This window comes from Nesterenkonia sp. PF2B19 (assembly GCF_001758425.2).
Lineage (GTDB): Bacteria > Actinomycetota > Actinomycetes > Actinomycetales > Micrococcaceae > Nesterenkonia > Nesterenkonia aethiopica.
This window is the reverse complement of the sequence record NZ_MDSS02000001.1, coordinates 1-22,563: the sequence shown is the minus strand read 5'-3', so window position 1 is coordinate 22,563 and position 22,563 is coordinate 1. Positions and strand designations below refer to the sequence as shown.

Below are 22,563 nucleotides of genomic sequence, written 5' to 3'. Positions count from 1 at the left end.
CGTACCATGCCCGGAGGCCCCTGCCCCGTCCGGCGCCCGCCGCCTTCCCCGCGATCACCGGAGCGGGCCGGTGATCACTCCAGGTGAGCACTTCAGGCGAGCACTCCAGGATGCTCAGTTCGCCCGCGATCGGTGGATCTCCTCGGCGAGCAGGCGGATCCGGTCGAGTCGTGCATCCCAGCGCCGCCCGACATCCTGCAGCTGCGCCGTCGCGCGGGACAGCTGCTCCGGATCCACAGTGAAGCGTCGTTCTCGACCCTCCTGGCGAGCCTCCACGAGCCCGGCCCTCTCCAGGACGGCCAGATGCTTGGCCACCGCCTGTCGGCTCACCGGCATCTGCTCGCTGAGCCTCGTGGCGCTGCTCGGACCCGCGGCGATCATCACATCCATCAGAGCCCGGCGGGTCGGATCCCCCACGGCATCCCACAGCGTGTCGTCGATCCTGGACGATTCGCCGCCGCTGCGTTCAGAGGTGGCCGTCATGCCGCCGACACCAGCGTCTCCGCATAGCTGGTCAGGCGCGGCAGGTAGGTGGTCCATCCGTGCACGTGGTCCTCGTACTCAGCCTGCACGGACGCCTCGCTCCAGCCGCGCTCCCGGAATCCGGCCTCGGTCATGGTGACCACACTCGACTGCTCAGCTTCGCCGGGCCGGATGTCGAAGGTCACCAGCAGCGAGCTCCCAGGTTCGGCGGATGCGTCAGCGTCATAGACCCAGCGGAACGCGAAGCGCTGCGGCGGATCCGCCTCCACGACGGCCATCGGCACTGTCTCTGCATGACCGCATGCGCTGGTCTCACCGAAGGTCAGTGTGCCGATCTCCCCCGCCTGGGGCGTGAAGTCCGCCCCATCCGGCCACCACTTCACGAGGTGGCCGGGGGTGCTGAGGACCTCGTAGACGATCTCCGGCGGCGCGGCGATCTCCATGGTTCGGGTGATGGTGCCCAGCTCGAGCTCTGTGATGCCCTGCCTACGGTCTTCCATGGCCTGCTCCCTGTGACGAGTGACGACATCCGGACCCCGGATGTGCAACCTAAAGTTGCATAGCGCTCACCATACCTCCGGGTGGCCAGATATGCAACATGTGGTTGCACAATGAGGATGTGATGCGCACGCGGCCCCCATCACCCCGTCAGGCCGAGTGCGGCCACGCCGGCACAGGCCGCCGCCCACAGCACAGAGCAGAACGTACCGATGATGAATCTCTCCGCCGCCCCATTGGGCCGCTTCAGCTCGGAGTAGCGCGCGAGTCCCTTGACCGCGAGCACCACAGCCAACCCCTCCGGCCAGGATGCGAGCAGAGTGGAGACCACCGCGAGGCGCTCGAGCAAGCCGATCCATGCACCTCCTCGCAGGACAGGACGGTCATCCTCGGCAAGGTCCTGAAGCGGCCTGCTGCGCGGCGCGACGGCACCCCAGGAGGCGTCACCTGAGGATTCCGCCCCTACGTCCGGGCGGCGGCGTGCATCGTGACGGGTCGCCGTGTCCAGCACTGCGGTGGAGATGCCGGAGCCACCGAGGCAGGCCGCCGTCGCTGCGGCGATGACCAGTCCGGCACGCCACCACGGGTCCCCGAGGTCCGAGACCTGCAGGGCGCACAGGGCGGCGGCTCCGAGCAGGGCCAGCTGAGCCGCCGCGGCGAGGTTCATCAGACCCACAGGTGGGCGCGCGACCCGCGGGAGGAGTGAGCCGGCGGCGGGGGCCGCCGACAGGAGCAGCAGGATCACGACGACGAGGATCATGCCTCCCCTTCCGGCCGCCCATCACCGACGCGATCCTCCGGGATGTCAGCGGCATCGGTGGCATCGGTGGCATCGGTGGCATCGGTGGCATCGACTCCATCGGTGGCATCCATGTCCTTCATGATGCCAGCAGCCACCGACAGGACCCGGCGAGTCTCTGTCCAGAGCCCTCTCTGCAGGCGCCTGGAGACCGCCTGCTGACTTGTGCCCAGCTCCTCCGCGGCGGCCGACTGCGAGAGCCCCTCGTCCACGAGCTTCCCAGCCTCCTGGCTCGAGTCCGTGCGCCGACGCTCAAGTTCGCAGAGCAGCTGCACCAGCGCCTCGGCCTGCTCCGCCGCCTCGGCGTCGGAGGCTGTGAGCGCCACTCCCCCGGATGCCCGCTTGGCCCGGGTGACGGCGTCGCGAGCCGCTTCGAACGCGGGGCCGCTCCCTGCGCGCGTCTCCTCAGGCAACGGGGTGCGCACCGCCCCGATGCCGATGCCGGTGCTCCACTGCTCGGTGCGCGCCACGGCGAGGGCGATCTCCAACACCGTCTGCGCGTCGTCCAGCACTCCCTGCACCTCGTCCCCGGCGGTGCGCTGGAATCGGCGCACCAGATGCGGTCCGGCCATCGCATCCAGCTCCGCGACGACTCGGTTCACCAGATCGGGCTGCCGCCGCGAGTCCTTCTGGTCGAGCGTCATGATGATCATGTGCACAACCTTAGCAGATTGTATCTACAGGAACACCCTTGAGGGGTTGTAAATTGCGGTACAACCTCCAGGAAGGACGGTCTAAGCTGGGCTGCGATGAAGACCGCCGACGACTCTGACATCACCCCCGGCCCCGTCCGAACCGCACCAGCGCCCGCTCCGCGGCACGCCGCGTGGCTCCTCGCAGCGGACGCGCTCTTGATCACGCTGTTCGCGGCGCTGGGGAACCGCACACATGTGAGCGGCCTGGGCCTGCTCGACATCCTCTCCACCGCCTTCCCGTTCCTCCTCGCCTGGGCGCTCGCCTCGACCCTGGTCCGGACGTGGCGTCGGCCGTCTCGGATCTGGCCCGACGGCGTCGTGGTGCTCGGAGTGACGGTGGCCCTGGGCATGCTGCTGCGCGTCCTGCTGGGGCTGGGCGGTGCACCGGTGTCCTTCGTCCTGGTCACCACCGTGACCCTGGCCGTCTTCCTCCTGGGACGTCGCGCACTGACCAGCCTGATCCGGCGCCCCGGCCGGGCCTGAGCTCTTCGACATCTTGGTCACGGACCCTGTCCGTGCCCCGCACCTGTCCCGCTGGCGTCTCGGTGGCCCGCTCCCCAGAACTTTCTGCTGATTTCCTGGGAGTTCCCTCACAATACGTCCCCACCCCGTTGACTGCGGAGGCCGACGGCGTAGGTTGGTGAGTGCAGGATCCCGCTGACGCGTGCCAGAGAGCTGAAAGAAGGGAGACTTCCGGTGACATCGCATCACCCCCATCACGACACCCAGCAGGACCCACGCACCAAGCACCGTGGGGACGAGCTCCCCGCCCAGCAGCAGGAGGACCAGCCGGGACTGACCGGCCCGACGGCGCCCACGCCGGACCACGGCGAGGAGAGCTGGGTCGGCCACGGTCGGCTCACCGGGAAGAAGGCCCTGATCACCGGAGGAGACTCCGGCATCGGCCGGGCGGTGGCGATCGCCTACGCCCGGGAGGGCGCCGACGTCGCCTTCGTCCACCTTCCCGAGGAGGCCGAGGACGCCGCACAGACCCGCCGACTCATCGAGAGCGCGGGTCGGAATGCCTTCTCCTACCCTGCCGACATCACTGATGAGCAGAACGCGGTCGACGTCGTCGTACGTGCCGTGGAGGACCTGGGCGGGCTCGACGTCCTCATCCTCAACGCGGCCTACCAGCGGCAACGTGACGGCATCGACACCGTGCCCACTGAGGAGGTGCGCCGCGTCTTCGACACGAACCTGCTCGCCCATGTGGTGATGACCCGCGAAGCTGTGCCGCATCTGAAGCCAGGGGCCTCGATCATCACGACCACCTCGATCCAGGCGGTCGGCCCGAAGCCCCCGCTCTTCGACTATGCGATGACGAAGGCGGCACAGGTCGCCTTCACGGAAGCCCTGGCGCTGGAGCTCGGCGAGAAGGGCATCCGCGTCAACGCGGTGGCGCCGGGGCCCATCTGGACTCCGCTCATCCCGGCGACCGGGTTCCCCGACGACGCCGTCGAACAGTTCGGACAGGACACTCCCCTGGGTCGGCCCGGACAGCCGGCCGAGCTGGCCGGCGCCTATGTGTACCTGGCCAGTGAGGAAGCATCCTATGTGTCCGGCTCCGTGATCCCGGTGACCGGTGGAAAGGGGTTCTGAGATGGCCCGCGACAGCATCAAGGACGAAGAGCTCTACGAGCGGCTGCGCGATGAGGGCGAGTCCAAGGAGAAGGCTGCACGCATCGCCAACCAGGCGGCGGACGAGGGCCGCAGCGAAGTCGGTGAGAAGGGCGGGAAGTCATCGAACTATGAGGACCGCACCGTCGATCAGCTGCGGGACCGCGCCCAGGAGCTCGGCATCACCGGCTACTCCGACATGACCAAGGACGAACTGATCTCGGCCCTGCGCGACCACTGACCTGCGCGACCACTGATCTGCGACCGCTCACCCTCCCGGCGGGACGACTCGCCTCGGCCGCGGCGCAGGCGAGCTCGGCGGGCACGTGCCCGCACCGGAGCCCGTCGAAGCGGCCAGACCTCAGTCGCCAGGGACTCCGGTGGTCACCGCCGTGCTCAGACCGCCCCTGCGGCTGTCGAGATGCGCCAGCTGGGCGACCACCGGAACGTCGCTCACCAGGCAGAGGCCATAAGGCTCCCCCAGCGGGACGGCCTCGGGGTCGATGAGGTCATTGATCCGCACATGGGTGACCCGGCCGGCGCCCACCCTGATCCGGTAGGGCCCCACCGGCTCGCGTGCGGCGTGGTGGACCGTGACCTCCACACAGGCGTCAGCCGCCTCGGCGTTGAGCAGACACAGCACGTCTCGGCTGGTGAACTCCGGTTCGTGCCCGGTGCTCTCCGGCGGGATCCACCCGGCGGAGAACGCCCACCGACGGTGGCCGGGTCCTGCGGCGGCATCTCCTCCAGGGGGTGAGTGCCTCATCCTGTCTCCTGTCGTCGAGGACGTCCTCCGTGGGTCTCCACGCCGAAGATCTCTCCCAGATGGTCGTTGAGGAAGACGCGTTCCGGGTCCATCCGGTCTCGCACCTCCAGGAAGTCCTCCCATTCTGGATAGAGCTCTCGCAGCTCCGGGGCTCGGAGCGAATGCTTCTTCCCCCAGTGGGGCCGTCCTCCGAAGGCTCGCAGGAGTGGCTCCATGTCCGCGAAATACGCCTGGTGATCCAACGTGGCGTTCTGCAGCAGAGCGATGGTCATCGTGGGGCGTCGCTGCGCGTTGCTGATCATCGCCCGGTCCGGTGCGACCGTCCGGACCAGGATCCGCCAGCCCACGCGTGCCCGATGACGGGCCTTCACGCGCTCCCGAACGCGCCGGAACGCCTCCAACGACGCGTCTAGCGGGAGCATGTACTCCATCTCCTCGAACCGCAGATCGCGGGCATTCGGGATGATCTCGTAGGACGGCCCCGTCTCCTCGGTCTTCACAGTCCCGGCCGGGACAGCCCCCGGCTGGTCGGGGTCCGGCTCATGGCCCGGGATGTTCAGCATGCGCACCTGGGCCAGATCGCTGCGCGGATACCAGTAGAAGTCGACGCTGCGGTGCGCCGCGATGAGCGCGTCGAAGTTCTCCAGCACCCAGTCCACGTGCGTCATCACATTGACCCGGTGCAACTGATAGGCAGGTTCGACGCGCAGGGTCAGGCGGGTGAGGACCCCCAAGGCGCCGAGGGAGACCTGAGCGGCTCGCAGCAGGGGGTCGTCGGTGTCGCCGCCGGCATCCTCGCCGAAGGCGACGGCCTCTCCCCGACCGTCGATGAGCTCTCCGCCCACCACCGTCGAGGACAGGTTGCCCAGCCGCACGCCGGAACCGTGCGTCCCCGTCCCGACGGCACCCGCGATGGCCTGGTAGTCCACATCACCGAGGTTCTCCAACGCGACTCCGTGTACGGCCAGCTGCGCCCCGAGCTCGGCAAGCCCCGTGCCCGGCAGCACTGTGGCCCGGCCCGAGTCGACGTCGGCGCCGCAGACCCCGGAGAAGTCGTCCAGGCTGACGAGCACGTCCTCGGTGCTCATCAGCGGCATGGAGGAATGTCCGGATCCCACAGGACGCACAGTGCCCCCGTGGGCCGCCGTCTCGGCGACGGTCTCCGCCAACTCGTCCACGCCGACGGGGCGCAGCCACCGGGCGGGGCTGCATGACACGCTGCCGGACCAATTGGTGAATCTGGGCTCAGTCATGGATCTCCTGACGGCTGGGCAGACGGCACGGGGCACCGCCGCCACCGTAGCCACCAGCGGTCGCCCAGGTCAGCCTCCCGCGGCCCGGTGATTCCAGTGCGCACCTCCCACCCGATACGCTGATGCGGATGCACAGCCTCCAGGACGCCCTCATCGTCGGAGTGGACTTCGGCACCTCCGGAGTGAAACTCGTGGTGGTCGATCAGCAGGGTCGGCATCGGTCCTCCCACCGCGAGGACTACCCGACTGCGCACCCTCCGTCCGCGTCTGGGGACGTGATGACGGAGCAGGATCCCGAGCACTGGTGGGACGCCTTCCGCGCGGTGATCGCCGCCGCCGTGACGCGCCCCGGCCTGGCCGAGCGCGTCGTCGCCATCGGCCTCACCGGCCAGATGCAGGACGTGGTCCTCCTCGATGCGGCAGGCCTGCCCGTGGCCCCGGCGATCCTCTACTCGGACGTCCGCGCCCACGAGGAGTTCGACGAGCTGGCGGGGGACCTTCCCGACTGGGCGGCACGCAGCGGCAGCCTCCAGGACGCCAGCGGACTGATGCCGAAGCTGCTCTGGCTGGACCGTCACCGACCCCATGTCCTCGAGGCCGCCGCCGACGTCGTCTTCGGGCCGGCCGCAGCCATCGCCCGCCGCCTCGGCGCGCCGGCGCTGACCGACCCCACCACCGCTTCCACCACAGGGCTGCTCGAGCTGAAGTCCCGCCGCTGGTGGACCGGCGGACTCCGGGCGCTGCAGAGCCGCAGCCGGTCAGCGCGCCTGGCCGCAGGCCTGCCGGACCTCCTCCCCTCTCTCGTCGGGCCAGGCAGCGTGGCCTGCCGCCTCCGTTCCGAGGACGCGGCCGAGCTCGGACTGGCCGCGGACACACCGGTGGTGCTGGGGCTGGGCGACGCCGGCGCCTCGACCGACGGGGTGAGCGGGGACTCCCCCGGCCGGGGTTACGCCTCCCTGGGCGGCTCCGGGTGGATCGCCGCCGTCACCGGTGATCACGACGTGGGACGCCCGGCGGACACGGCTTCGCCCATACATCGCCTGGCCCTCTCCGGTGACGCGGACCTGAGGATCGTGGCGGTGCAGTCTGCCGGGACCGTGGCCGAATGGGCGCGCCGAGAGCTCCTGGCGGGAGCCACCCCGCAGGAGGCCGACGAGGCTGCGGCCACCCGACTCGGCGTCTTGGCGCCGCGCCCCCTCTGCCTGCCGTCTCTGACCGGGGAACGCTACCCGGTCAGAGACGCGGCGGCCCGCGGAGCGTTCGTGGGGATCACTCCGGAGACGACCGCGGTCGACCTCTATCTGGCGGTCCTCGGTGGCGTCGCCTATTCCCTGGCCTGCGGCGTCGACGAGCTGAACCTGCGCCAACCCACGTTGCCGACGGTGGGCGGAGGAGCCTCCAGCAGAGTGTGGCGACAGCTCCTGGCGGACGCCACCGGAATGGACGTCCTGCACGTCCGCGGGGGCGAGGACGCCGCGGCACGCCACGCGGCCCGCGCAGCGGCCGAGACCGTGCTCCATCGGCACCAGATCCGACCGCTGGCGGACCAGTCGCGCCCCGCTCAGGACGCTGGGGAGGACTCACCCACGGCAGGAGCCGCTGCGGCGACATCGTCGGAGGTGCCGACGCGCCCCTCTCCCCTGGTGGCTGAGCATCAGCATCGGCGGCGGATGCACCGAGAGCTCCACGGTGCGCTGGAGAGCACGTTCTCCGCCTGGAGACGCTGAATCCGCCCCACCGCCACCGTCACCAGCGGGGGTGGATGACCTCCCGGAACGTCGTGTCGTAGAGGTCCCGGACGGCGTCCAGGAACTCCTGAGACAGCGGCTCGACCTCTCCGGCGGCGGCATTGGCCCGAGCCTGCTCCGTGGAACGGGCACCCGGGATCACAGTGCTCACGCCCTCCTGCTGAGCGACCCAGGCCAGCGCGGCGGTCGCCGGCTCGAGGCCGACGCCGCGGGCCAGCTCCGAGAACGTCGCGGCTGCTTCCACGCCGGCCGCATAGTCCACCCCGGAGAACGTCTCCCCGACGTCGAACGCCTCCCCGCCGCGGTTGAAGCTGCGATGGTCGTTCTCCGCGAAGACGGTCTCGGTGGTGTAGCGGCCGCTGAGGAGCCCACTGGCCAGAGGAACCCGAGCGATGATCCCGACGCCGGCGGACTGAGCGGCGGGCAGCACCTCATCCAGGGGCTTGCGCCGGAAAGCGTTGAGAATGATCTGCACTGTCGCCACGTGGGGCCGCGCGATCGCGTCGAGGGCCTGCCGGCAGGTCTCCACGCTGACGCCGTAGGAAGCGATCGCACCGTCTTCGACGAGGCGGTCGAGGGCTTCATAGACCGCATCGGAGGCGATGACGTCGCTGGTGGGACAGTGCAGCTGGACCAGGTCCAGGGTGTCCACTCCGAGGTTGCGGCGGGAACGGTCCGTCCATGCACGGAAGTTGTCGTAGGTGGCGTGAGCGAGGTCGGGCTCAGGCGCCCTGCGGATCATCTTCGTGGCGACGGTTCCGTCCCATGCCGGATTCTGCTGGAGCCAGCGCCCGATGAGGGTCTCGCTGCGCCCGTCCCCGTAGACGTCTGCAGTGTCGAAGAAGGTCACCCCGGACTCGGCGGCCTCATCCAGGACGGCCAGGGCGGCGGAGTCCTCCACATCGCCCCAGTCCGCTCCCAGCTGCCAAGTCCCCAGGCCGATGGCTGAGACCTCCCGACGAGTCCTGCCCAGAATCCTGTGGTCCACGTGTGCTCCTGTGCGGTGTCGACGACATGTGGCGGCGCGATCGATCCGGCCGCCGAGGTCAACTCTAGTCCTTCCGCAGGACATAATCCGGTCGTCACACGCCACGGTCCCTGCGAGCAGCCGAGGAGCCGATGCCTGAAGGTCAGTCCCGCGAGCTCTCGGCTGCTCGGCGATCCCGCAGCTCGAGGAAGTGTGGACTGTACATGAGGCCGAGGATGTTGCCGAACGGGTCGGCCACCTGGGCGGTCTCCCACCCTTCGGTGCCCCGTGGCGTCGGAGGTTCGAGCTCCGTGGCGCCGAGCTCGAGGAGGCGCCCGACCGCGCCGGAGACATCATCCACATGCCAGTACATGACCGCTCCCGCTGGACGGGCCTCTCCATGACCTCCGGGACGGTACTGACTGCTGATCAGGCCAAGTTCGGCATCCTGGTCGCCGACCCGAAATTCCACGTAGGCCGGGTCCTCCCTCGACGGTCGGACGAAATAGGGCTCGATGCCCAGCACTTCTCGGTACCAGCTCGCGGCGCCTGCGACGTCGTCGACGTAGAAGGTGATGGTGGTGAATCCGTGGAGCATGGTGTTCCTTTCGGTCGTCTGTGGGGCCGCGGCTCTCCGAGGCGTTCAGGGATCGGGCGGCCTCCTCTTCTGGTACTCGACCAGCCCTGCTGGCCGCATGCGGTCCTCAGCGATGAGTCTCTCCGCCAGGGCGACGTTGCGCGATGACCAACGGCTTCCACGACGACGGGGCGAGTAGCGCTGCAGATAAGTCTTGTCGTCGACGGCGCGCCGGTGACTGTCGATCCATCCGAAGCACAGGGCCGCTTCGGTCGCCTCCTCCGGCTGGATCGAGGGGATGCCGGAGGCCCGCTTGCCGATCAGGATCCACACCTCCGGTGCGGTGTCATGATGGGCCTCGAGCCAGCGCTCCCATTCGCCCGTGGTCTTCGCGGTGATCACATCCATGACGGAACGGCTCCTTCAGCGTGTCAGCGGTCTGGTCGCTCGCGGACTGCTCGGGCGGCTCCAGTTCGTGAACCAGCGAAGAAGATGCTCCGCGGGTCCGTATCGGTGGCGCCGCAGCCACCATCGGCTCGCCACGACGGACCCGGCGAACACGATGCAGGCCGTCAGGATCAGCAGCGGCGGCGACACTCGGCCGGCCAGCCCGAGTCCGACTCCGGTGAACAGGAGGACGCCGACCACCGACTGCGCCAGATAGTTCGACAGCGCGATCCGACCGACCGGTGCGAACGCCTCGCGGATCCAGGCCGCCCGGTGCATGAGCTGCACCAGGGTCGACACGTAGGCGGCGGTCAGGAACGGCGCCGTCGCGACGCTCACGGCGACGGCGACTGTGTTGCTGTCGGCGCCCAAGAGGGCGTAGACGATGCCTCCGCCGAGGCCCACCGGGAAACCGACGACCTGGGCCTGCCGCAGCAGACGAGGGCGTTCGCTCAGCGCGGTGAACAGGCCGCGCCGTGCCGCGACCATCCCGAGGAGGAACATCGCCAGGGCAGTGGGTCCCTGGAGTGATGCCGCCTGCACCACCAGCAGATCGAGTCCGCTGAGGTGGTGCGCCACAACGTCGGCGGGACCGCCCAGCAGGAGCTGAGTCTGCTCCGCGGCGATGGTCAACCGCTGAGCCTCTTCGGGCATGAACGTCGAGCGATCGATGAACAGAGCACTCATGATCAGGGACAGCAGCACGAAGGCGTAGATCGCCCCGGCGGCGCGGAGCGCGACGACGTCTCTCACGCGGTGCATGGCCACCAGGATCAGACCCACCACGGCGTATGTGGTCAGCACATCTCCGCCGTACAGCACCACGATATGCCCGACCCCGAGCAGGAAGAGGCCGAGGATCCTGCGCAGCATCCGCGGGACGAAGGCCTTCCCCGCTCGTCGGGACGCCTCCATCTGGAGGACGAAGCTGTAGCCGAAGAGGAAGGAGAACAGGAGGTAGAACTTCATCGAGAACAGCACCGCGACGAGGAAGCGTGCGATGTGGTCGACCGGCGACGAGAACGACGGGTCGTCCACCAGGTTCCCCGAGTAGGCCGATGCCATGAAGGTGATGTTGACGACGAAGATGCCGAGCAGGGCGAAGCCGCGCAGGGCGTCGACGTCATGCAGCCTCTGGTGTGTGGCGCTGCGCGCCGTCTGGGGAGATTCTGGGGCCATGCGGGAACTATAACAGCTAAACTATATCTCGTATACTAAATGGCCTCAGGTATCCTGGGACGCGCCCGAAGCCATCGGGCGGACCAGCCACCGGATCGGGACCATGAACGACAGCACCGTGCCTGACCTCATGCGCCGCCAGTGGCGGCTCCCTGCGAGCCAGGCGCGCCAGGGACGCAAGCCGAGACTGGATCTCGAGACGGTGATCACGACGGCGGTGGAGCTGGCTGACACGTCAGGCCTGGATGCCGTGACTCTGCCCCGCATCTCCGACCAGCTGGGCGTCACGGCCATGTCGCTGTACCGGCACATCGGCTCCAAAGAGGATCTGCTCCACCTGATGATGGATGCCGCGAGCGAACTGCCCGGCACGTCGGCACCCCCTGCCGGATGGCGCCCCGGCCTGCGCCAATGGGCGCTTGACCTCTGGGACCTGTACGTCCGGCGCCCATGGATCCCTCGGATCCCGGTGCATCGCGCGCCCTCAGGCCCGCATCAGATCGCCTGGCTGGAACGTGGCCTCGAACCCCTGGCCGCGACCCGGCTGACGTGGCGCGAGAAGATCCGCGCGATCACTCTGCTCAGCGGTTTCGTGCGGCAGTCCATCCTGCTCATGCAGGACCTCCACGACGGCCGCCCCGCAGGTCAGGCCCAGGCTGAGGCCGAGCACGAGTACGGGTCGGCGCTGACGCAGCTCGTCACAGCGGACCGCTTCCCCCAGGTGGCCGAGATGCTCGCCTCGAGCGTCTTCCCCGAGACGGACGAGCCGACGCAGGTCACCGAGAGGAGAGAGTTCATCCACGGCCTCGACCTGGTGCTCGACGGACTTGAGGTGCGGATCGAGGAGGCGAGCGCCGCCGCGGGGTGAGCCCGCCTGCGCCCCTCTGGGAGCGGATCATCTCCAGACGCAGAAATGCCCCGTCATCTGACGAGGCATCTCTGGGTAATTCATCTATCGGTGGAGGTAACGGGACTCGAACCCGTGACCTTCTGCATGCCATGCAGACGCGCTACCAGCTGCGCCATACCCCCGTATGTTTTTCTCTCCGCCGCCGTGGCGACTCCTATACTTTACTCATCCGCCCAGTGCCGATGCAAATCGGGATGACGTGGCGCTCGCCACATCGCCATCGGCTCCTGACCTGGGGCGATCACTCGCCCGCTGCGGCTGGTCCGGCCTCTGGCAGGTGCAGATCCACCCGGTCCACATCCGCGTAGAGACGATCCAGCCCGTACAGGACGCGCTCCTCTTCGTGCTGCACATGGACCACGAGATGCCCATAGTCGAGAAGCACCCACGTGCCGGACCCCCGTCCCTCCCGGCGCAGCGGCGCGGAGTCGTGCTGCTCACGCAGCTGACGCTCGATCTCATCCACGATCGACCCGATCTGACGCTCTGACGGCGCCGAGCAGAGGAGGAAGGCGTCGGTGATGCCCAGCCTCTCCCCCACGTCGAGGCCCACGATGTCTGTGGCAAGCTTGTCCGCAGCCGCGGCGGCGGCTGTGCGCAGTTCGGTCAGGACCGCATCAGAGATGGTCACGTCGAGTCGAAGCTCCTCAGTTGTCGGCAGATCCCCGCCGAAGTGTGGTGTGGTCGTGTCAGAGAACGGTGAACAGGACGACGCCGACGGCGATCAGCAGCAATGCTGCCAGGATGATCACCAGCCAGAGAAGCAGGGCCTGCCGGGAGGCCTGCCGGGTGGTCTGTTCCACCATGTCGTCAAGTTCGAGGCCGTGGGCGCCACTGGCCTCGATCGGGTCGATCTCCCCGGTGGGGACGTCCACGTACTCCTGGTCGTCCGAGGTGGCGTAGGCGCGGAGCGCCTTGCGAGTGATGACCTCAGACTCAGGCCGCTCCCGACGACGACGTCGGCGGTCACGCTCCTCCTCCTCGATCTCCCGACGACGGCGCTCCTGGTTGGCCTGCATGGCCTTGGCAGCGAGTGCCTGCTGCTTCTTCAGCAGCTCAGGATCCACCCGATGCGGGTCCTGGGACGACTGCGTCGCGATCGCTGCCGTCAGCTGGTCGATCTCCTGCAGCTTGTCATCGGTCAGCGCCTGGAGGCTGCCGGTCTCTCTCAGCAGGCGCCGTGCCTTGCGCGACGCGGGCACGGGTGCCGTCTCCTCCGTCGAATCCTCGGAGTCCTCCCCGCCGTCCGCCTCGTCGTCGTCCGCGTCATCTGCGTCGTCGTCCACGTCGTCGGCATCATCTGCCTCGTCCTCAGGCAGACCCGCGTCGGCCGTCTCACCGCCGGGGTCGCCGGCTCCGAGGCCGACGTCGTCGGCGTCCTCGAGATCGTCGCCGTCGAAGTCATCGCCGTCGTCATCCCCGTCGTCGTCATCGCCGTCGTCATCGTCGAGATCGTCGGCGTCCGATGCCTCAGCCTGGTCGCCGTCCTCGGAAGGGGGAACGGGGACCACCTCAAGAGTTCCGGTCTCCGCGGCATCCACATCCACCAGGCCCTCGCTGTCCGCCAGGTCCTCGCTGTCGGCCAGGTCGTGGGCTGCGTCTTCCTCCCGAACCGCCGGCAACGTCACGTCGGTGACCTCTGCCGCAACGTCCTCGACGCCCTGACTGTCGTCAGCCGCGCCGTCCTCACCGGCGGCATCCTCGCTGCCGGCAACCGCCTCGTCATCGTCAGCATCGAGCACCGCGGCGTCTGCCTGGTCGTGGGGACTCACCACGGGCGTGCTCGCCGTCTGGGTCTGTTCGTCGAGCACGACGGCGGCAGAGACCGGCCCAGCCGGGGGCGTCGGCTGAGAATCTTCGTCAGAAGGCGTGTCGACGGAGCCGCCGTCCTGGGTCCCCGAGGGACGCCCGTCGGCCTGCTGGGCGGCCAGCTCAGCCTCACGACGACGGCGCAGCTCCTTCCGGGACACGGGCAGATAGCGGGCGCGGAGATCGCCGCCGTCGCCCTGCTCGGGGTTCTCTGCACTCATGTCGTAGCCTCCTGCGGACTGTGTGTCGTCCGGGGTTGCGGGATTTCGTCCATGCTATGCCGGGAGTCGTCCTCGCCCGTGGCCGCCTCGCCGGACGTGACAGACGACTCGTCTGCACTGGAGAGATCCTGGTACAGCCTGTGCTTCGCGATGTACTGCACCACCCCGTCCGGCACCAGATACCAGACCGGTTTGCCGTCCCGGACCCGTTCTCGGCAGTCGGTGGAGGAGATCGCCATCGCCGGGATCTCCATGAGCGAGATGTGATCGGTGCGCCCGAAGTCCTCGGAGACGTAGCCAGGCCGAGTGACGGACACGAAGTGTGCCAGCTCCCACAGCTCGTCGACGTCCTTCCAGGACATGATCTGTGCCATCGCATCCGCCCCGGTGATGAAGAACAGATCCGCCTCGGGATAGAGGTGGCGGAAATCCCGGAGCGTGTCGATCGTGAAGGTCGGTCCTCCGCGATCGATGTCCACCCGCGACACGGTGAACCGGGGGTTGGCCGCCGTGGCGATCACAGTGAGCAGGTACCGGTGCTCCGGTGCGGTGACATCACGTTCCGCCTTCTGCCAAGGCTGGCCGGTCGGGACGAAGATGACCTCGTCGAGCTCGAACTCGCTGGCGACTTCGCTGGCAGCCACCAGGTGACCGTGGTGGATGGGGTCGAAGGTCCCACCCATGAGCCCGAGCCGCATCCTGCGGCGTCCGGGGTCGGAGGTGGCGGCGGACTGTGGAGGCACTGCGTTCAGTGGTCCTCGTGCTCCCGGGCGGCGGGGCTCTTGCTCTTGCTGGAGAATCCGACGGTGATCAGCAGGAGCAGCATCAGCACGATGAACATGATGATGCCGAACCACTCGGCGGGCATGAAGAGGGCGATCTCCTCTTCAGCCTCGGCGGCCAGCATCTCGGCGGCGAACGGCAGGTTGAGCATGCCTCTCCCTCTACGGACGATTCAGAACACCGCAAGTCTACGCGAAGACGGGGCCGACTCGCCTGTCGGCGCACCGGAGCGATCCGATGCGCCGACAGGTCGAACCGACCCCTTGTCAGGCTCGCGTCAGCGGCAGCCTCATGGAGCCTGCGGCGGCGCGGACGGTGGAGTCCCCGGAGGCGACTGCGGGGGCGTCCTCGGGGGCGACTGCGGCGGCGTCGCAGGGCGTCCGGTCGACCCTGTTCCGCCCGTCGACCCTGTTCCGCCGCCGGCCTGGGCTGCGCCGCCCGTCCGTCGGGTGGCGTCGGCACTCGCGGTAGCCGGCGTCGACGTGCTCGCCCTGTTGTCCTCGAGCCTCTTCAGGGTGCGGGCCGCCGTGTCCCGGCCTCCCAGGCCGAAGGCCAGGGCCGCGGCCAGAGCCCCTCCGACGACGACGGCGCCGAAGGCCAGATTGATGATCGAGTCCGCGATCCCCATGTACTGCAGACCCATCGCCACGAACAGCGCGAGCGTGCCGTAGCGGATGATCGTGCTCGCGGTCCCGCCTCCCACGGTGCGGGCCAGGAGGTTGGCGATGAAGAAGCCGACTCCGATGATGATCGCGCCGAAGAGGACCCGGCCGCCGAGCGCCAGGACTTCGTTGAGGATCAGCGTGATCTCCGGGAAGTTCAGAGCCCTGGCCGCCATGATGGCGAAGAAGAGAACGATCGCGACCTGCCCGATCTTCGCGAGGATCGACGAGACACTGGACTGCTGCGGCTCGACGCCCAAGGTGGCGGCGAACCGGTCGGTGCCGATGCTGCCCAAGGTCGACTCGAGCAGGCCTCCGATGAACTTCGCGATCAGGACGCCGACGCCGAGGATCAGCGCTGCGGCGATGATCGCCGGGATGGCGTTGAGGATCATGTCGAGCATCGCGGTGGCAGGCTCCGAGATCGCCGAGATGCCCAGTACCTGCAGAGCGGCGATGCCGACCACGATGACGATGATCGCGAACACGATGTTGGCGATCGTCGAGGTGATCCTGCGATTGACGTCGACGGCCTCGGCTGAGGCGCCACCCGGCGCCTGGCCAGGCGGTGGACCGCTCTGCCCCGCGGGTGCCGCCGTACCCGGAGCCCCTGCCGCCTCACTGGTGCGGTCAGCGGCAGACCTGGCCCGGTTCGCCAGCCCGTGGAAGTTCACCCTGCCGACCGTCGCCTCGATGAGCTGCTTGACGAGGCGGGCGATCACCACACCGATGAAGAAGATCACACCGGCGGCGATGATGTTGGGCAGGAAGCCCAGAGAGACCTGCAGCAGCTCCTGCACCGGGGTGAGGACCTGTTCCAGGGCGAACACCTGCAGGACCGCCACCAGGCCGAACAGCCAGATCAGCAATGAGGCGATCTGGCCGAGCCCCTCGCCCAAGGACTGGCCGCCATCACCTCCACGCTGCAGGAGAGGAACGCTTCTGACCAGTTTCGCCACAGCCCATCGGACTACCTTGGCCACGATCCATGTGACCAGAAGGATGACCAGAGCTATGACGACCTTCTCGACCAGCCCCAGCCAGTCGTAGTCGCCCAGGTTCATGATGACTCCTTCGTCGTCTGCGGTGGTCAGCCGCTCGCGAAGGAGTGGCCGACATCACATACGCTACCGAAGGCCCTGGCAGGCGTCTACCGTCAGCGCGTCAGTCCCCCGGGCAGGATCCCGGGAACGCGGAGCTCTCGGCACGGGCCCCACGCACCTGACCTTCACCGCGAACGATCCATTTGGTGGTGGTCAGCTCGCCCATGCCCATGGGGCCGCGGGCATGCATCTTCTGCGTCGAGATCCCCACCTCGGCCCCCAGGCCGAACTCTCCGCCGTCGGTGAACCGGGTCGACGCGTTGACCACGACCGCCGCCGCGTCGATCTCCGCCACAAACCGGTCCGCATGGGCCACCGAATCCGTGATGATCGCCTCGGTGTGTCCGGTGCTCCACCGGCCGATGTGTTCGATCGCCTCCTCCAGGGAGTCGACGACGCCCACAGCCATCTGCAGATCCAGGTACTCCGTGGCGAAGTCCTCGTCCGTCAGCTCCAGGACCTGGCCTTCGACGCCGCTGCGCGCCGGATCTTCCGGCTCCTGAACCGGCAGCCACTCCTGGGCTCGGGGGTCCAGATGCAGATCCACGCCGGCACGGAGCAGACCGCGCAGCACCTCACGGCCGGCGGCCTCCGCATCCCGATGCAGCAGCAGGGTCTCCGCGGCATTGCACACGCTGGGCCGATGCGCCTTGGCGTTGACCACGATGTCTCGAGCCATCGACGGGTCGGCGCTGGCATCGACGAACACGTGGACGTTGCCCTCACCGGTCTCGATGACCGGCACACGGGAGGTGCGCACGACATGCTGGATCAGTTCCCGGCCTCCGCGCGGAATCAGCACGTCCACCGAGCCGACCTGCGTCATCAGCTCGGTCGCGCCGTCTCGTCCGTGCGCATCGATGCTCAGCACAGCGTCCACCGGCGCCGCCGTGGCCCGCAGGCGTCCCGGATCACGGCCAGCAGCGTCTCATTGGTGCTCTGCGCCGCCGAGCCGCCGCGCAGGAGCGCCGCGTTGCCGGACTTCAGCGCCAACGCGGCGATGTCGACCGTCACATTGGGGCGGGCCTCGTAGATGACCCCGATGACGCCCAGCGGAACCGTCACCTGACTCAGTCGCAGGCCGTTGGGCAACGTGCGACCCTGCACGACGCGACCCACAGGGTCGTCGAGGGCGATGATCTCCTCCACGGCGGCGGCCAGCTGTTCGATGCGTGCCTCGTCGAGGGCCAGCCGGTCCAGCAGGGCACGGCTCAGCCCCGACTCCCGACCGCGATCCAGGTCCTTCTGGTTCGCCTCGATGAGGGCGGCCCGCGACTCACGCAGCCCCTGGGCCACAGCAGCCAGCGTCCGGTCCTTCCGCTCCCGATCCAGCTGAGCGAGGCGTCTCGACGCCGCACGGGCACGCTCGGACAGCTCCCGGATCGCTCCTGGCAGGTCCTGGTCCTCGGTCCGGGTCGTCTCGCCCTCGAACTCCCGGCCCGCGTCCTGCTCGGTGGTCAGCTTCTCGGTGCTCTGCTGCTCCGTGCTCTGCTGCTCCGTGCTCTGCTTCTCGCTCATGCTCTCCAGCCTAGTCCTCGTCGTCCCGGGGACCACCCCCGGGCGTCACATGCGGCGGTCGGTCCTGCCGTCGCCGTCGGGGATCGTCCTCTCAGCAGTGTCATCCACCCAGCACCGGCACGCGCACCATGTCATCGGTGTGGACCACCGGTCGCTCGTAGTCGGTTCCCATGTCCCGGCCCAGGTCCGCCGTGGAGCGTCCCAGCATGCCGGGCAGCTCCGTGGAGGCATATCCCACCAGTCCGCGGGCACGCACCACGCCTCGCGGGTCGGCGATCTCCACTGGGTCTGAGGCTTCGAACTCGCCGCTGACCCGCAGGATCCCCGCCGGCAGCAGTGAGCGTCGCCCGTCCACGACGGCGGCGACAGCACCGTCGTCGATGGTCAGGCGTCCCTTGACGTGGGCCAGATGCGCCAGCCAGGCCGAACGCGCACCGCGGCGGCGGCCCTGGGCCACGAAATAGGTGCCCACATCCTCGCCGGCGAAGAGCCGCGGAGCCTGCGCCGCAGAGGTCAGCATCGCCGGGATGCCGTTGCCGGCTGTGATCTGCGCAGCCTCGACCTTGGTGACCATGCCTCCGGTGCCGACGCCGGCCTTGCCGCGTCGGCCCAGCGTCACCCCCTCCAGATCCTCGGGCCCCGCACGGTGGGCACAGGGCGTCCGCCCTGCTCCGGAGGCCCGTCGTAGAGGGCGTCGACGTCGGAGAGGAGCACAAGGCCGTCGGCGCGGATCAGGTTCGCCGTCAGCGCCGCGAGGCGATCGTTGTCTCCGAAACGGATCTCATGGGTGGCCACCGCGTCGTTCTCATTGACGATCGGCACCGATCCGAGGCTCAGCAGCTTCTCGATCGCCCGCAGGGCATTGGTGTAGTGGGTGCGCCTGATCAGGTCCTCCACCGTCAGCAGCACCTGCGAGACCGTGGTTCGGTATGTGGCGAACGCCCGGTTGTAGTGGGCCAGCAGCAGCCCCTGTCCCACGGCGGCCGCGGCCTGCTGCGTGGCCAGGTCATGGGGCCGACGCTCCAGTCCCAACGGGGCCAGTCCGGCCGCGATCGCGCCGGAGGAGACCAGCACGATCTGCGTCCCTCGGGAACGCAGCAGCTGCAGCGCGTCCACCAGGCGGTTCAGCGCGTCCACGGAGATCCCGCCGTCGAGGGTCGTCAGCGAGGAGGAACCCACCTTGACCACGAGCCGTCGGGCGCGGGTGATCTCGGAACGCTCGGTGATGACAGACTGGGTGAGGCGAGGAGTGCTCATCGACGGCCCTCCCCCGTCTCCTCCGCCTCCTCCGCAGAGCGTCCACCGTGCTCGATGCGCAGGTCCTCCTCAGGATCGCCGTGGGTGTAGACGACCTCCACCTCGTCCTCGTCCCCACCGGCGCCTTCGTCCTCCTCAGCATCCCAGTGGGCGTACTGGGCCTCCATCTCGGCCCGCACCGCGGCCTTGGCGTCACGGCGGGCCTGCTGCTCGGCACGCTTCTGCTCCCGGGTGGGACGGTTCGTATCCTCGAAGCGGAGGTCACTCCCCCGGGGTCCAGCCAGATGCTCGGCTCCACCGACCATCGTCGGCTCCCAGTCGAAGACCACGCCGTCCTCTCCCCCGACGACCACGGCGTCTCCGGGAGTCGCTCCCTGGCGGAAGAGCTCGTCCTCGATGCCGAGCTTCGCCAGGCGGTCGGCCAGATAGCCCACCGCCTCGTCATTGTTGAAGTCGGTCTGCTGGATCCAGCGCTCGGGCTTGGCCCCACGCACCCGGAAGAGCGGCTCTCCGCCCTTCTCCTCGCGGGTGATGGTGAACGGCTTCGAGTCCACCGCCTTCGGTCGGACCGTGACCTGCACGGGAGCGGAGGGCGCCTCCCGCTGGCGGCGGGCCTCCTCCACGATCTCGGCCATGGCGAAGCCCATCGCCCGCAGCCCGGACCGGTTCAGCGCGGAGACGTCGAAGACCCGGAGACCGCGGGATTCCAGCTCCTCGCGGACCATGTCCGCCATCGCCTCCCCATCCGGCAGGTCGGTCTTGTTCAGCGCCACCAGACGCGGACGCTCATTCAGCGGGATCGCGGCCTCGCCCGTGTGCCCGGAGGCATCGACGACGGCGTCGGGCGCGTAGGCCGCGAGCTCCGCCTCGATCGCCTCGAAGTCGCTCAGCGGGTCACGGTCGGTCTCCAGGGAGGCGCAGTCCAACACGTGCACCAGTGCCGCGCAGCGCTCGACGTGCCGCAGGAACTCGTGTCCCAGACCCCGGCCCTGCGCCGCGCCGGGGATGAGGCCGGGCACGTCGGCGACGGTGAACCTCGTCTCACCCGCCTGCACCACACCGAGGTTCGGCACCAGGGTCGTGAAGGGGTAGTCCGCGATCTTCGGGCGGGCCGCGCTCATCGCAGCGATCAGACTCGACTTGCCCGCCGAGGGGAACCCGACCAGGGCGACATCGGCGACGGTCTTCAGCTCGAGGACGACCTCGCGCTCCTCGCCGGGGGTTCCGAGCAGCGCGAAGCCGGGGGCCTTGCGCTTCTTGGAGGCCAGCGCGGCGTTCCCGAGGCCCCCCTGTCCGCCGTCGGCGATCGTGTGCCGAGCCCCGGCGCCGACGAGGTCCGCCAGCACAGTGCCGTCGCGATCCTTCACCACTGTGCCGTCGGGCACCGGCAGCTCCAGAGTCGCTCCGCGGCGCCCGTGACGCAGTCCGCCCTGGCCGACGCCGCCGTTCTCCGCCCGACGATGCGGCCGGTGGTGGTAGTCCAGGAGCGTCGTGGTCTGCGGGTCGACGACGAGCACGACGTCGCCGCCGTCGCCGCCGTCGGCCCCGTCCGGGCCGCCCAACGGCTTGAACTTCTCCCGGTGGACGGACACGCAGCCGTGCCCGCCGTCACCGCCTGCGGCGTGCAGCACGACGCGATCGACGAAGTGTGCCATGGTGATGCTCCTTCTCAGGGGCCGATGGGCCGGTCTCATCTCCGGCTGTTAAGACAGATCGAGGACGGACCGTGATGGCCCGTCCTCGATCTGCTGTCAGTCAGTCGTCCGGGCCCGCAGGGCGCAAGGCGCCCAGCTCAGCCCGGCGCCGCACTCACTGTGCGGCTGGGACGATGTTGACGACCTTGCGGCCGCGGCGGCTGCCGAACTCCACGGCGCCGTCGGCCAGGGCGAACAGGGTGTCGTCCCCGCCGCGCCCGACGTTGGTGCCGGGGTGGAACTTGGTGCCGCGCTGGCGCACCAGGATCTCACCGGCGTTGACGGTCTGGCCGCCGAAACGCTTCACGCCGAGGCGCTGTGCGTTCGAGTCACGGCCGTTGCGAGTCGAGCTCGCACCCTTCTTGTGTGCCATAGGTCTGCCTGCCTCTCAGCTGGATGGTTGTGTGGAACGGGATGAGCGTGCGTCGTCTCGCCGCTCAGGCGATGGAGGTGACCTTCACGCGGGTCAGCTCAGAACGGTGACCCTGGCGCTTGTGATAGCCGGTCTTGTTCTTGAACTTGTGAATGACCACCTTCTTGCCGCGGACGTTCTCCAGAACCTCGGCAGTGACCGTGACCTTGGCGAGGTCGTCGGCTGCGGTGGTGACCTTGTCCCCGTCCACCAGCATCACTGCCGGCAGCTCAATGGTGCTGCCTGCCTCGGCGGGGACGCGGTCAAGGGTCACGAGGTCTCCGACGGAAACCTTCTCCTGGCGGCCGCCAGCGCGGACAATCGCGTACACCACTTGGGACTCACTTCTCTCGATGACAAATATGGACAAATTCCTGATCTGGTCGGACACGAGGACTCGACCACGGTCAGGCGGGATTCGCATCACGCCTGAGCATCTCAGGAATGCGGATCGTCTGACTGGCGGTCTACTCGTTCATCTCCGAGCACAGAAGACGTGCTGGTGCCGATGACACCAGGGATCTACTTTACGGGAAGAACCGCCCAGCAGCAACTGAGCGGCCCCTCCGACACGCCGATCATGTCGAGGGCGCGTCACCGTTCTCGGTCTCCGACTCCGAGCCGCCGTCGGAGGAGATCTGGCTGATCTCCTCCGCGCTGACACCCACGCCGAGCATCACCGGCTCACCGGCTCCTGAACCGGCCGGCCCGCCCCGGGATCCCGAGCCGGCCTGCGCATCCGCGGAGTCAGCGGACCCCGCTTCGGTGCTGCTGAACGTCCGACTCGGCCCGGTGACCTCGGCCGAGACCTCCTGCACCTCACCGGCGGCACCCTGAGCGGAGCCTGCGGCTCGGCGACGCCGGCGCCCCCGAGGGCGGCCGGAGGCCTCTGAGTCGGCAGTGCGCCGCGAGGGACCCTCGTCTGCCGAGGACGCCTCGGACCGGGAGGCCAGGGCCTCGTCCAGCGAATCCAGCGAGACCGTGGCGGCACGCTCGTCGGACGACGGGGCCGCGATCTCCTCGCCCCCTCGAGGCACCGGGACCGGCTCGCCGCCGATCGTCAGCACCGGGGTGTCTCCGCCGCCGGCGACCTCCTGCGGCTTCTGGTCGTCCTGCCCGCCGTGGCCGTGTGCGGCCTGATCCTGCCCGGCGGCCGCGAGGC

The 22,563-nt window shown here is 68.9% G+C and carries 23 protein-coding genes, 1 tRNA gene and 3 pseudogenes; 5 read left to right on the top strand and 22 right to left on the bottom strand.

Features of this window, described 5'->3' with window-relative positions; genetic code table 11:
* Positions 1-114: 114 nt before the first annotated feature.
* The 4 genes from BCY76_RS00135 to BCY76_RS00120 all read right to left on the bottom strand — a co-directional run bounded on the left by BCY76_RS00135 (position 115) and on the right by BCY76_RS00120 (position 2,433).
* The gene (locus tag BCY76_RS00135; RefSeq protein WP_070161571.1) at positions 115-483 is read right to left on the bottom strand and encodes an ArsR/SmtB family transcription factor; all 369 of its coding nucleotides are present in this window, start codon (positions 481-483) and stop codon (positions 115-117) included.
* On the bottom strand, positions 480-983 hold the full coding sequence (locus tag BCY76_RS00130) for an SRPBCC domain-containing protein (protein ID WP_070161573.1): 504 nt from the start codon (positions 981-983) through the stop codon (positions 480-482). Before BCY76_RS00130 ends, BCY76_RS00135 begins: the two co-directional genes overlap by 4 nt.
* Positions 984-1,123: 140 nt before the next feature.
* Positions 1,124-1,741: a hypothetical protein gene (locus BCY76_RS00125; RefSeq protein WP_070161575.1), complete on the bottom strand. Its 618-nt coding sequence runs from the start codon at positions 1,739-1,741 to the stop codon at positions 1,124-1,126.
* Positions 1,738-2,433: a SatD family protein gene (locus BCY76_RS00120; RefSeq protein ID WP_070161577.1), complete on the bottom strand. Its 696-nt coding sequence runs from the start codon at positions 2,431-2,433 to the stop codon at positions 1,738-1,740. The genes BCY76_RS00125 and BCY76_RS00120 overlap by 4 nt, the downstream gene beginning before the upstream one ends.
* Positions 2,434-2,529: 96 nt before the next feature.
* Here BCY76_RS00120 and BCY76_RS00115 point away from each other — a divergent pair, with 96 nt between their 5' ends.
* The 3 genes from BCY76_RS00115 to BCY76_RS00105 all read left to right on the top strand — a co-directional run bounded on the left by BCY76_RS00115 (position 2,530) and on the right by BCY76_RS00105 (position 4,336).
* Positions 2,530-2,958, top strand: coding sequence for a DUF3054 domain-containing protein (locus BCY76_RS00115; protein WP_083277684.1), 429 nt, complete (start codon positions 2,530-2,532; stop codon positions 2,956-2,958).
* A gap of 213 nt (positions 2,959-3,171) precedes the next feature.
* The gene (locus BCY76_RS00110) at positions 3,172-4,077 is read left to right on the top strand and encodes an SDR family oxidoreductase (protein ID WP_139827535.1); all 906 of its coding nucleotides are present in this window, start codon (positions 3,172-3,174) and stop codon (positions 4,075-4,077) included.
* A 1-nt stretch (position 4,078) separates the two neighbouring features.
* Complete coding sequence (locus BCY76_RS00105) at positions 4,079-4,336, top strand: DUF7218 family protein (RefSeq protein ID WP_070161581.1); 258 nt, start codon at positions 4,079-4,081, stop codon at positions 4,334-4,336.
* 120 nt (positions 4,337-4,456) lie between these two features.
* Here the strand turns inward: BCY76_RS00105 and BCY76_RS00100 are convergent, their stop codons facing one another.
* Positions 4,457-4,861: a sensory rhodopsin transducer gene (locus tag BCY76_RS00100; RefSeq protein WP_070161583.1), complete on the bottom strand. Its 405-nt coding sequence runs from the start codon at positions 4,859-4,861 to the stop codon at positions 4,457-4,459.
* Positions 4,858-6,114 carry a D-arabinono-1,4-lactone oxidase gene (locus BCY76_RS00095; protein WP_070161585.1) on the bottom strand — a complete coding sequence of 419 codons (1,257 nt, stop codon included), beginning with the start codon at positions 6,112-6,114 and terminating at the stop codon, positions 4,858-4,860. Before BCY76_RS00095 ends, BCY76_RS00100 begins: the two co-directional genes overlap by 4 nt.
* Before the next feature lie 128 nt (positions 6,115-6,242).
* Here BCY76_RS00095 and BCY76_RS00090 point away from each other — a divergent pair, with 128 nt between their 5' ends.
* Positions 6,243-7,841, top strand: a complete 1,599-nt coding sequence (locus BCY76_RS00090) for an FGGY family carbohydrate kinase (RefSeq protein WP_170922525.1) — start codon at positions 6,243-6,245, stop codon at positions 7,839-7,841.
* A gap of 19 nt (positions 7,842-7,860) precedes the next feature.
* Here the strand turns inward: BCY76_RS00090 and BCY76_RS00085 are convergent, their stop codons facing one another.
* From BCY76_RS00085 to BCY76_RS00070, 4 genes are all read right to left on the bottom strand, one after another.
* Positions 7,861-8,850, bottom strand: coding sequence for an aldo/keto reductase (locus tag BCY76_RS00085; RefSeq protein ID WP_070161589.1), 990 nt, complete (start codon positions 8,848-8,850; stop codon positions 7,861-7,863).
* Positions 8,851-8,992: 142 nt separating this feature from the next.
* Positions 8,993-9,427 (bottom strand): VOC family protein, encoded by a 435-nt coding sequence (locus BCY76_RS00080; protein WP_070161591.1) that lies wholly within the window; start codon positions 9,425-9,427, stop codon positions 8,993-8,995.
* A 45-nt stretch (positions 9,428-9,472) separates the two neighbouring features.
* The gene (locus tag BCY76_RS00075; RefSeq protein WP_070161592.1) at positions 9,473-9,814 is read right to left on the bottom strand and encodes a YdeI/OmpD-associated family protein; all 342 of its coding nucleotides are present in this window, start codon (positions 9,812-9,814) and stop codon (positions 9,473-9,475) included.
* Positions 9,815-9,829: 15 nt separating this feature from the next.
* Positions 9,830-11,032 carry a DUF418 domain-containing protein gene (locus BCY76_RS00070; RefSeq protein ID WP_070161594.1) on the bottom strand — a complete coding sequence of 401 codons (1,203 nt, stop codon included), beginning with the start codon at positions 11,030-11,032 and terminating at the stop codon, positions 9,830-9,832.
* Positions 11,033-11,135: 103 nt separating this feature from the next.
* Here BCY76_RS00070 and BCY76_RS00065 point away from each other — a divergent pair, with 103 nt between their 5' ends.
* Positions 11,136-11,900 carry a TetR/AcrR family transcriptional regulator gene (locus tag BCY76_RS00065; protein WP_070161596.1) on the top strand — a complete coding sequence of 255 codons (765 nt, stop codon included), beginning with the start codon at positions 11,136-11,138 and terminating at the stop codon, positions 11,898-11,900.
* 91 nt (positions 11,901-11,991) lie between these two features.
* On the opposite strand, the gene BCY76_RS00060 is transcribed toward BCY76_RS00065, so the two are convergent.
* From BCY76_RS00060 to BCY76_RS17875, 12 genes and pseudogenes are all read right to left on the bottom strand, one after another.
* Positions 11,992-12,064: transfer RNA gene (locus BCY76_RS00060), tRNA-Ala, on the bottom strand.
* Between the two features lie 119 nt (positions 12,065-12,183).
* Positions 12,184-12,573 carry a ribosome silencing factor gene (rsfS, locus tag BCY76_RS00055; protein ID WP_070161598.1) on the bottom strand — a complete coding sequence of 130 codons (390 nt, stop codon included), beginning with the start codon at positions 12,571-12,573 and terminating at the stop codon, positions 12,184-12,186.
* Positions 12,574-12,631: 58 nt separating this feature from the next.
* On the bottom strand, positions 12,632-13,972 hold the full coding sequence (locus BCY76_RS00050; RefSeq protein WP_070161600.1) for a hypothetical protein: 1,341 nt from the start codon (positions 13,970-13,972) through the stop codon (positions 12,632-12,634).
* Positions 13,969-14,655, bottom strand: a complete 687-nt coding sequence (nadD, locus tag BCY76_RS00045; protein ID WP_070161606.1) for a nicotinate-nucleotide adenylyltransferase — start codon at positions 14,653-14,655, stop codon at positions 13,969-13,971. Before nadD ends, BCY76_RS00050 begins: the two co-directional genes overlap by 4 nt.
* Positions 14,656-14,720: 65 nt before the next feature.
* Positions 14,721-14,906 (bottom strand): hypothetical protein, encoded by a 186-nt coding sequence (locus tag BCY76_RS00040; RefSeq protein WP_070161602.1) that lies wholly within the window; start codon positions 14,904-14,906, stop codon positions 14,721-14,723.
* A gap of 138 nt (positions 14,907-15,044) precedes the next feature.
* Positions 15,045-16,481 (bottom strand): mechanosensitive ion channel, encoded by a 1,437-nt coding sequence (locus BCY76_RS00035; RefSeq protein ID WP_085437017.1) that lies wholly within the window; start codon positions 16,479-16,481, stop codon positions 15,045-15,047.
* A 100-nt stretch (positions 16,482-16,581) separates the two neighbouring features.
* A pseudogene (locus BCY76_RS00030) lies at positions 16,582-18,038 on the bottom strand (glutamate-5-semialdehyde dehydrogenase).
* A gap of 100 nt (positions 18,039-18,138) precedes the next feature.
* Positions 18,139-19,295 (bottom strand): annotated as a pseudogene (gene proB, locus BCY76_RS00025) (glutamate 5-kinase).
* The gene (gene obgE, locus BCY76_RS00020) at positions 19,292-20,950 is read right to left on the bottom strand and encodes a GTPase ObgE (protein WP_085437016.1); all 1,659 of its coding nucleotides are present in this window, start codon (positions 20,948-20,950) and stop codon (positions 19,292-19,294) included. Before obgE ends, proB begins: the two are co-directional and overlap by 4 nt.
* 154 nt (positions 20,951-21,104) lie before the next feature.
* The gene (rpmA, locus tag BCY76_RS00015) at positions 21,105-21,362 is read right to left on the bottom strand and encodes a 50S ribosomal protein L27 (RefSeq protein ID WP_070158810.1); all 258 of its coding nucleotides are present in this window, start codon (positions 21,360-21,362) and stop codon (positions 21,105-21,107) included.
* A gap of 64 nt (positions 21,363-21,426) precedes the next feature.
* Positions 21,427-21,735 (bottom strand): 50S ribosomal protein L21, encoded by a 309-nt coding sequence (gene rplU, locus BCY76_RS00010; RefSeq protein ID WP_070158809.1) that lies wholly within the window; start codon positions 21,733-21,735, stop codon positions 21,427-21,429.
* 244 nt (positions 21,736-21,979) lie between these two features.
* Positions 21,980-22,563: pseudogene (locus tag BCY76_RS17875) on the bottom strand (hypothetical protein); the annotation flags it as partial.

Coding starts and splice junctions, on each gene's coding strand:
- BCY76_RS00135 (WP_070161571.1), bottom strand. CDS start 483: ATGACGGCCACCTCTGAACGCAGCGGCGGCGAATCGTCCAGGATCGAC.
- BCY76_RS00130 (WP_070161573.1), bottom strand. CDS start 983: ATGGAAGACCGTAGGCAGGGCATCACAGAGCTCGAGCTGGGCACCATC.
- BCY76_RS00125 (WP_070161575.1), bottom strand. CDS start 1,741: ATGATCCTCGTCGTCGTGATCCTGCTGCTCCTGTCGGCGGCCCCCGCC.
- BCY76_RS00120 (WP_070161577.1), bottom strand. CDS start 2,433: ATGATCATCATGACGCTCGACCAGAAGGACTCGCGGCGGCAGCCCGAT.
- BCY76_RS00115 (WP_083277684.1), top strand. CDS start 2,530: ATGAAGACCGCCGACGACTCTGACATCACCCCCGGCCCCGTCCGAACC.
- BCY76_RS00105 (WP_070161581.1), top strand. CDS start 4,079: ATGGCCCGCGACAGCATCAAGGACGAAGAGCTCTACGAGCGGCTGCGC.
- BCY76_RS00100 (WP_070161583.1), bottom strand. CDS start 4,861: ATGAGGCACTCACCCCCTGGAGGAGATGCCGCCGCAGGACCCGGCCAC.
- BCY76_RS00095 (WP_070161585.1), bottom strand. CDS start 6,114: ATGACTGAGCCCAGATTCACCAATTGGTCCGGCAGCGTGTCATGCAGC.
- BCY76_RS00090 (WP_170922525.1), top strand. CDS start 6,243: ATGCACAGCCTCCAGGACGCCCTCATCGTCGGAGTGGACTTCGGCACC.
- BCY76_RS00080 (WP_070161591.1), bottom strand. CDS start 9,427: ATGCTCCACGGATTCACCACCATCACCTTCTACGTCGACGACGTCGCA.
- BCY76_RS00075 (WP_070161592.1), bottom strand. CDS start 9,814: ATGGATGTGATCACCGCGAAGACCACGGGCGAATGGGAGCGCTGGCTC.
- BCY76_RS00070 (WP_070161594.1), bottom strand. CDS start 11,032: ATGGCCCCAGAATCTCCCCAGACGGCGCGCAGCGCCACACACCAGAGG.
- BCY76_RS00065 (WP_070161596.1), top strand. CDS start 11,136: ATGAACGACAGCACCGTGCCTGACCTCATGCGCCGCCAGTGGCGGCTC.
- BCY76_RS00050 (WP_070161600.1), bottom strand. CDS start 13,972: ATGAGTGCAGAGAACCCCGAGCAGGGCGACGGCGGCGATCTCCGCGCC.
- nadD (WP_070161606.1), bottom strand. CDS start 14,655: ATGGGTGGGACCTTCGACCCCATCCACCACGGTCACCTGGTGGCTGCC.
- BCY76_RS00040 (WP_070161602.1), bottom strand. CDS start 14,906: ATGCTCAACCTGCCGTTCGCCGCCGAGATGCTGGCCGCCGAGGCTGAA.
- BCY76_RS00035 (WP_085437017.1), bottom strand. CDS start 16,481: ATGAACCTGGGCGACTACGACTGGCTGGGGCTGGTCGAGAAGGTCGTC.
- obgE (WP_085437016.1), bottom strand. CDS start 20,950: ATGGCACACTTCGTCGATCGCGTCGTGCTGCACGCCGCAGGCGGTGAC.
- rpmA (WP_070158810.1), bottom strand. CDS start 21,362: ATGGCACACAAGAAGGGTGCGAGCTCGACTCGCAACGGCCGTGACTCG.